The 7238-nt window shown below is 71.9% G+C and carries 9 protein-coding genes; 5 read left to right on the top strand and 4 right to left on the bottom strand.

What is annotated here, in order from left to right; genetic code table 11:
• Nucleotides 1-76: 76 nt before the first annotated feature.
• Both ABZ434_RS21130 and ABZ434_RS21125 read right to left on the bottom strand, forming a co-directional pair.
• Nucleotides 77-472, bottom strand: coding sequence for an ATP-binding protein (locus tag ABZ434_RS21130; protein WP_359138881.1), 396 nt, complete (start codon nucleotides 470-472; stop codon nucleotides 77-79).
• A 288-nt stretch (nucleotides 473-760) separates the two neighbouring features.
• Complete coding sequence (locus tag ABZ434_RS21125) at nucleotides 761-1711, bottom strand: hypothetical protein (RefSeq protein WP_359138878.1); 951 nt, start codon at nucleotides 1709-1711, stop codon at nucleotides 761-763.
• A 35-nt stretch (nucleotides 1712-1746) separates the two neighbouring features.
• Here ABZ434_RS21125 and dapE point away from each other — a divergent pair, with 35 nt between their 5' ends.
• Nucleotides 1747-2826: a succinyl-diaminopimelate desuccinylase gene (dapE, locus tag ABZ434_RS21120; RefSeq protein ID WP_359138875.1), complete on the top strand. Its 1080-nt coding sequence runs from the start codon at nucleotides 1747-1749 to the stop codon at nucleotides 2824-2826.
• Between the two features lie 96 nt (nucleotides 2827-2922).
• Nucleotides 2923-3708, top strand: coding sequence for a TIGR00730 family Rossman fold protein (locus tag ABZ434_RS21115; RefSeq protein WP_359138868.1), 786 nt, complete (start codon nucleotides 2923-2925; stop codon nucleotides 3706-3708).
• 147 nt (nucleotides 3709-3855) lie between these two features.
• Here ABZ434_RS21115 and folP read toward each other — a convergent pair whose 3' ends face one another.
• Nucleotides 3856-4728, bottom strand: a complete 873-nt coding sequence (gene folP / locus ABZ434_RS21110; protein ID WP_359138864.1) for a dihydropteroate synthase — start codon at nucleotides 4726-4728, stop codon at nucleotides 3856-3858.
• Nucleotides 4729-4849: 121 nt separating this feature from the next.
• Here folP and ABZ434_RS21105 point away from each other — a divergent pair, with 121 nt between their 5' ends.
• Both ABZ434_RS21105 and ABZ434_RS21100 read left to right on the top strand, forming a co-directional pair.
• Nucleotides 4850-5263, top strand: a complete 414-nt coding sequence (locus ABZ434_RS21105) for a hypothetical protein (protein WP_359138861.1) — start codon at nucleotides 4850-4852, stop codon at nucleotides 5261-5263.
• Complete coding sequence (locus ABZ434_RS21100) at nucleotides 5260-5853, top strand: DNA-3-methyladenine glycosylase I (RefSeq protein WP_359138858.1); 594 nt, start codon at nucleotides 5260-5262, stop codon at nucleotides 5851-5853. Before ABZ434_RS21105 ends, ABZ434_RS21100 begins: the two co-directional genes overlap by 4 nt.
• A 12-nt stretch (nucleotides 5854-5865) precedes the next feature.
• On the opposite strand, the gene ABZ434_RS21095 is transcribed toward ABZ434_RS21100, so the two are convergent.
• Complete coding sequence (locus ABZ434_RS21095; protein ID WP_359138855.1) at nucleotides 5866-6678, bottom strand: enoyl-CoA hydratase-related protein; 813 nt, start codon at nucleotides 6676-6678, stop codon at nucleotides 5866-5868.
• A gap of 313 nt (nucleotides 6679-6991) precedes the next feature.
• Here ABZ434_RS21095 and ABZ434_RS21090 point away from each other — a divergent pair, with 313 nt between their 5' ends.
• Nucleotides 6992-7159 carry a DUF3117 domain-containing protein gene (locus tag ABZ434_RS21090; RefSeq protein WP_003966491.1) on the top strand — a complete coding sequence of 56 codons (168 nt, stop codon included), beginning with the start codon at nucleotides 6992-6994 and terminating at the stop codon, nucleotides 7157-7159.
• Nucleotides 7160-7238 lie beyond the last annotated feature (79 nt).

Below are 7238 nucleotides of genomic sequence, written 5' to 3'. Positions count from 1 at the left end.
GGACGCGGTCGTCGTACTCCTGGTCGACCAGCCCGGCCCGAGGCCCTCGCGCGTCCGTGTGCGGGTGTGCCGCGGATCAGCCGATCGGCAGGCCCTGGGTGGGCAGGCCGCCCTTGGTCACGGCGCCGGCCGCGTCGCCGAGGGTGTCGCTCGCGCCGCCCTTGGCGGTCTTGCTGACGCCCTTCGCCGCGGGCGCGGCCTTGGCGCCCGTCTCACCGAGGGTCTTGGCCGCCACCGGCAGGGTGGTCCCGACGACCTTGCCGCCGGCCTTGCCCGCGGTGTCGGTGGCCGGCTGGGCCGCGTCGACGGCCTGGCCGAGTCCGGCGCCCTCGACGGTGGTGAGACCGCCGAGCTCCGGGGCCTGCGGGAGCTCCGCGGCACCTGCGACACCGGCCGCACCGACCACGGGGGCCGCACCCGCCGCGATCAGCAGCGCGGTACGGGCGATCCGGCGGGTCAGGGGGAGGGACATGATGCTCCTTCGACGGGGTGGGAAATCACTGGTGTCCGTGGGTCGGACGCCATGACAACCGCCGTGGGGGAGGGGGAGGTTGCGGTGTGTCGAGGTAAAGATCGGGTAATGCGTCACATAATCCGCAATGGAGGAACCCGGGCAAACAATGCATTCCACGGCCACCCGCCGAACCGTCACTTCCCTTTGCCCGCAAGGGGACGGGCGCGGACGGAAGGTGGCTTGCGGAGCGCTGTCCGGGGCCCGCGCCGAGAAGGTGTGCACCCCCTGCACGGGTGACGTCTCGTACTACTGCACGAGACGTATGCGGACCGCCGTGGTGCCCGATTCCTTACGCTCCGTCCGCCAGCCCGCCCCGGAGTCCCACTTCTTGCCGGCGTACGCGACCTGCTCGATGCCGAGCGCCTCGGACTGCGCGACCGCCCAGTGCGCGAGCTCCCAGCCGCGCTGCGGAGCACCGTCCTGCCCCGCCCTGCGGGTCGCCTGTACCGGCACCGAGAGCGTGCCCGCCGCCGCACCGGCGGCCGGAGTCCCGGTGTCCGAGCCGTCCGCCTGCTGGTCGGAGGGCAGCACGTCCTTGCCGAAGGAGTGCACCAGCGCGGCCCGGACCTTCGCCGTCCCGCCCGCCACGACAGTGGTCCGCGGCGGATCGCAGTTCAGCGCCGCCGGTGCCCGGCCGGTCAGTGCGGCGGCCAGCAGCGCGGCATCCGGCTCGTGCTTCGCGTAGGCCTGCGGGAAGCCGCTGCGCTGGACCCGCTGGGCGGCCACGGTGAGCGGCAGCCGCGAGTAACCGGGCACCTCGGCCAGGTGCTCGTAGAACTTCCCGGCCGAGTAGACCGGGTCCAGGATCTGCTTCTCGGTGCCCCAGCCCTGCGAGGGGCGCTGCTGGAAGAGACCGAGCGAGTCGCGGTCACCGTGCTCGATGTTGCGCAGGCCGGATTCCTGCAGCGCCGTCGCCAGTGCGATCGTCACCGCGCGTTCCGGCATGCCGCGCGTGGTGCCGACCGCGGAGATCGTCGCGGCGTTCGCCGCCTGCTCCGGGCTCAGCCGGTACGTGCGGTCCTCGCCCGCCGAACCGTCGGCCGACCGCACGGTGCACTGATCGGAGCCCTTGCCGCCCGTCACGTACTGCACGGTCAGATACCCGGCCACCGCCAGGAGCACGGCGAAGGCCGCCGTGATGCGCAGACGGCGGCTGCGGGCGGTGTGTCGGCGGGCAGGGGCAACGGTCCGGGGCACGGGGCCACCGTACGCGAGGGACTAGGGTCGTAGCCATGGCCGAAAGCACGCTTGACCTCACACTGGACGGGCCCGCGCTCACCGCATGGCTCGTCGACTTCCCCTCGGTCAGCGGGGAGGAGAAGGACCTCGCCGATGCCATCGAGTCGGCGCTGCGGACGCTTCCGCACCTGACCGTCGACCGGCACGGCAACAACGTCGTGGCCAGGACGAACCTGGGCCGCGGCGAGCGCGTCGTGCTGGCGGGGCACATCGACACCGTCCCGATCGCCGACAACGTGCCCTCCAGGCTCGACGAGGACGGCCTGCTCTGGGGCTGCGGGAGCTCCGACATGAAGTCGGGCGTCGCCGTGCAGCTGAGGATCGCGGCCACCGTGCCCGAGCCCAATCGCGACCTCACCTTCGTCTTCTACGACAACGAAGAGGTCGCCGCCGACCTCAACGGCCTCGGACACGTCGCCGCCGCCCACCCCGACTGGCTGACGGCCGACTTCGCCGTCCTCCTGGAGGGTTCCGACGGAGAGGTGGAGGGCGGCTGCCAGGGCACGCTGCGCGTCTTCCTGCGCATGGAGGGCGAGCGGGCCCACTCCGCCCGCAGCTGGATGGGGTCCAACGCCATCCACGCGGCCGCCCCCGTCCTCGACAGGCTCGCCGCCTACGAACCGCGCAAGCCGGTGATCGACGGACTGGAGTACCACGAAGGACTCAACGCCGTACGGATCGAGGGCGGCGTCGCCAACAACGTCATCCCCGACGCCTGCACGGTCGTCGTCAACTACCGCTACGCCCCGGACCTCGGCCCCGACGAGGCCGTGGCCCACGTCCGCGAGGTGTTCGCCGACTGCGGGGTCGCCGAGTTCACCGTCGACGACCACACCGGCGCGGCCATGCCCGGCCTGTCCCACCCGGCGGCCAAGGCCTTCATGGAGGCCGTCGGCGGCACCGCCCGGCCCAAGTTCGGCTGGACGGACGTGGCGCGCTTCGGCTCCCTCGGCGTCCCCGCCGTGAACTACGGCCCCGGCGACCCGATCCTCGCCCACAAGCGCAACGAGCACGTGAAGGTCGAACGGATCACCCACTGCGAGGACCGGCTCCGCTCCTGGCTCACGACCTGACCTCGGCCGTTCCCTCGTCCGTAACCTGCGGGGATCTACGCTGGCCTGAGACGGAGCGCCGCAGGGCGGTTCCGACGTCGGCGTAGGGAGCAGGTCATGGGCAATCCGGAGGACGCAAGGATCCCTGAGGGCGCGGAGATCCCCGAGGGAGCGGTCAGGCCCGAGGAACAACGTCTCGGCCCGGTGCTGCGCCGCAGGGACCAGGTGCAGCCCGGCACGACCGATCAGCGGCTGCTGGACTCCGAGGGCGACTCCGAATGGGTGCACACCGACCCGTGGCGGGTCATGCGCATCCAGTCGGAGTTCGTCGAGGGCTTCGGCGCACTCGCCGAACTGCCGAGCGCCATCAGCGTCTTCGGATCCGCCCGCACACCGGCCGGTTCGCCGGAGTACGAGGCGGGTGTGCGCATCGGCAGGGCGCTCGTCGAGGCGGGCTTCGCGGTGATCACCGGGGGCGGCCCGGGAGCGATGGAGGCGGCGAACCGGGGCGCGCGGGAGGCGAAGGGCGTCTCGGTCGGCCTCGGCATCGAGCTGCCCTTCGAGTCGGGCCTCAACCCGCATGTCGACATCGGCGTCAACTTCCGCTACTTCTTCGTCCGCAAGACGATGTTCGTGAAGTACGCCCAGGGCTTCGTCGTCCTGCCGGGGGGCCTCGGCACCCTGGACGAGCTCTTCGAGGCCCTCACCCTGGTCCAGACGGGCAAGGTCACGCGTTTCCCGATCGTGCTGTTCGGTACGGAGTACTGGGGCGGCCTGGTGGACTGGCTGCGCGAGACGGTCGTGGCCCAGGGCAAGGCGTCGTCGAAGGACCTGCTGCTGTTCCACGTCACGGACGACGTGGAGGAGGCGGTCGGCCTGGTGACGAAGGAGGTCGGGCGGTAGGGAGCGGCCGCTGCGGCGTCCGAGGAGCGGGGTCCGGGGCGAGACCCGGCCACGGGGAGGGGCGGGCAGGGGAACAGGTCCGCCGCAGGCGCGGCCGGCCCCCGCCCCGTCCCCGGCCCTCGCGCCTCTACGCCGACCCCCGCGCCCCTACGCCAGCCCCCGCCGCGCCACGGCAGGCGCGCGGTGCCCCGCGATGGACGCCACCATGTCCAGGACGTCCCGCGTCTCGGCCACCTCGTGCACCCGGTACACCCGCGCCCCCAGCCAAGCGGACACCGCGGTCGTCGCCAGGGTGCCGAGCAGCCGTTCCTTGACCGGCCGGTCGAGCGTCTCGCCGACGAAGTCCTTGTTGGAGAGCGAGACCAGCACCGGCCACCCCGTCCCCGCCATCTCGCCGAGCCGGCGCGTCGCCTCCAGCGAGTGCCGGGTGTTCTTCCCGAAGTCATGACCGGGGTCGATCATGATGCCGTCCGGCCGGACCCCCAGCTCCACGGCCCGCTCGGCCAGCCCCACGGTCACCCGCAGGATGTCGGCCATCACGTCCTCGTACCCGGCCCGGTGCGGCCTGGTCCGCGGCTCGGCACCGCCCGCGTGCGTGCAGACCAGGCCGGCCCCGTACCGTGCGGCCACCTCCGCCAGCTTCGGGTCGACCCCGCCCCACGCGTCGTTCAGCAGGTCGGCCCCGGCCTCGCAGACGGCCTCCCCGACGTCGTGACGCCAGGTGTCGACGCTGATCACCACGTCCGGGTGGCGGCGCCGCACCTCGGCGACGAACCCGACGGTGCGACGGGCCTCCTCCTCGGCGGTGACCTCCTCGCCGGGGCCCGCCTTCACCCCGCCGATGTCGATGATCGCGGCGCCGTCGGCCACCGCCTGCTCGACCCGGGAGAGGGCGGGCTCGTCGTGGAACGTGGCGCCCTGGTCGTAGAACGAGTCCGGGGTGCGGTTCACGATCGCCATGATCACCGGCTCGTGCGCACCGAATTCGCGCCGCCCCAGCCTGAGCGCACCGCTTCGCATCCCGTGTCTCTCCCTATGAATACGCCCAGCGGTTCGCCCACCGGAGCCGACTGAGACCCTAACTGTCAGTACCGCATGGCACGATCGGACCCGGACGAATTCAGCTCCCGGGGAGATACGCGTGTTCTGGTTCTTGCTGCTCGCGATGGTGGTGGTGGTTGCCGCGGTCACCCTCGCGGTGGTCGGCGGAGGGAAGAGTGCCATCCTGCAGGACGTGGCGCCCGAGCAGCTGACGGATCCGCTGCCCGCGACGCGCCCGGTCGGCCGGGCGGATGTCGAGGCGCTCCGGCTGCCGGTCGCCGCGCGCGGCTACCGGATGGCCGATGTGGACGACGCGCTGGGCCGTCTCGGTGCCGAGCTTGCCGAGCGGGACGCCCGCATCGCGGAGCTGGAGTCGGCGCTCGCCGGTGCCGAGGCCACGAGGGCCGGCCGTCCCGATCTCCTGAAGCGGCCCGAGGACCGTCCCCACGCGCCCTGGGAGGCACCGGAGTCGCAGGACGAGGATCCGCGCCCGGACGAGGAGACCGGACGATGAGCGGCGGCGCCGAAGCGGCGGCGGACGGCGGACTGCGCTGCCCGTGGGGCCTGTCCACCGAGGACTACCTGATCTACCACGACACCGAATGGGGACGCCCGGTCCACGGCGACGACGCCCTCTTCGAACGGCTGTGCCTGGAGGCGTTCCAGTCCGGGCTCTCCTGGCTGACGATCCTGCGGCGCCGTGAGGGCTTCCGCGACGCGTTCGCCGGGTTCAGCATTCCGAAGGTGGCGGCGTTCACCGACGCGGACCGGGAGCGGCTCCTCGCCGACGCGGGCATCATCCGCAACCGGGCGAAGATCGACGCCACTCTCGCCAACGCCCAGGTGCTGGCCGGCTGGCAGGACGGCGAGCTGGACGAACTGATCTGGTCGTACGCCCCCGATCCGGCGAGCCGCCCGGCCCCGCGCGTCCTCGGGGACGTGGCGGCGGTCACCGCGGAGTCCACGGCCCTGTCGAAGGACCTGAAGAAGCGCGGGCTGCGGTTCATCGGTCCGACCACGGCCTACGCCCTGATGCAGGCGTGCGGACTGGTCGACGATCACCTGGCCGACTGCGTGGCCCGCGGCGGTGGCTCCGCCGCGTAGCCCGGAGCCGGACTACCGCCCGAGATACTTCGGCGTCTCCTTGTCGAGGAACGCCTGTACCGCGATGCCGTGGTCCTGCGACGCGCCCGCCCTCGTCTGGAGTTCGTCCTCCTTCTCCAGCGCCTCACCCAGGGTGTGACCGGCACCGTAGGCGAGGGACTCCTTGAGCGCGGCGTACGCCACCGTCGGGCCGTCCGCCAGGGCACGGGCCACCGCGGCGGCCTCGGCGGCGAGATCGGCGGCGGGGACGAGCCTGTTCACGATGCCCAGCTCGTGGGCCTCCTTGGCGGAGATGGAGCGCGGGAAGAGCAGCAGGTCGGCGGCGCGGCTCTGCCCGATCAGTCGGGGGAGTGTCCAGGACACACCCGAGTCGGCCGTGAGGGCGACCTTGGCGAACGAGGTGTTGAAGGAGGCGGTGTCGGCGGCGACCCGGTAGTCGCAGGCGAGTGCGAAACCGAAGCCCGCGCCGGCCGCGGCCCCGTTGACCCCGGCGACCACCGGCTTCGGCATCTCCGTGAGTGCCCGCACGATGGGGTTGTAGTGCTCCTGCACCGTGCTGAGCGCGTTGCCGCCGCCCGACGCGCGGACCTCGGACAGCTTGGAGAGGTGCTCCTTGAGGTCCTGGCCGACACAGAAGGCGCGCCCGCCGGCCGCGGTGAGCAGAACCGCCCGCACGGCGGTGTCGGCCCCGGCCGACCGCAGGGCGTCACGCAGCGCCACCTTGGCCGCGGTGTTCATGGCGTTCATCGCGTCCGGACGGTTGATCGTGATCGTCGCGAGCCCGTCGCTCACTTCGTAGAGCACGGAGTCGTCGTGATCGGCCATGTGCGGTCCCCTTTGCGCCTCGTCAACCTGCCTGTCCAGGCAAGCATGGCCGACTTCGGCGAGAGTCGGCATGTGACCTGTGTCTAACGATTCCGCCGCGATGAGGGGTGCGAGGGGACGGAGTATCGCAGTCCGATCGCCGAATTGGGTGGTTTTGAGAGAGCGCGTTGCGCAAGCGATGCAGAGCGATGTTGGTCATCGGGGTCTGTGATGCGGGATAATGGCCTGGAAGCAATGTGTTCGATGCCGGTGAGGCAGCGCCTGTCATGGGGCCGCCGGTTGCGATGAGCTGGTTTCAGGAAGGGGAACGAGCATGGCGGCCATGAAGCCGCGGACGGGCGACGGCCCGCTCGAGGTGACAAAGGAGGGGCGGGGCATCGTCATGCGCGTTCCGCTCGAAGGCGGCGGTCGGCTTGTCGTGGAGCTGACTCCGGACGAGGCCGATGCCCTCGGCGATGCCCTCAAGAAGGTCGTCGGCTGAGCAGAGACGCCCACACTTCACCACTGCCCCGGCACGGGAAACGTGCCGGGGCAGTGGTGCGTTCCGGGTGCGGTGCGGG

It is taken from the genome of Streptomyces sp. NPDC005761, assembly GCF_040630635.1.
Classification (GTDB): domain Bacteria; phylum Actinomycetota; class Actinomycetes; order Streptomycetales; family Streptomycetaceae; genus Streptomyces.
This window is presented reverse-complemented; position numbering and strand designations above follow the sequence as displayed.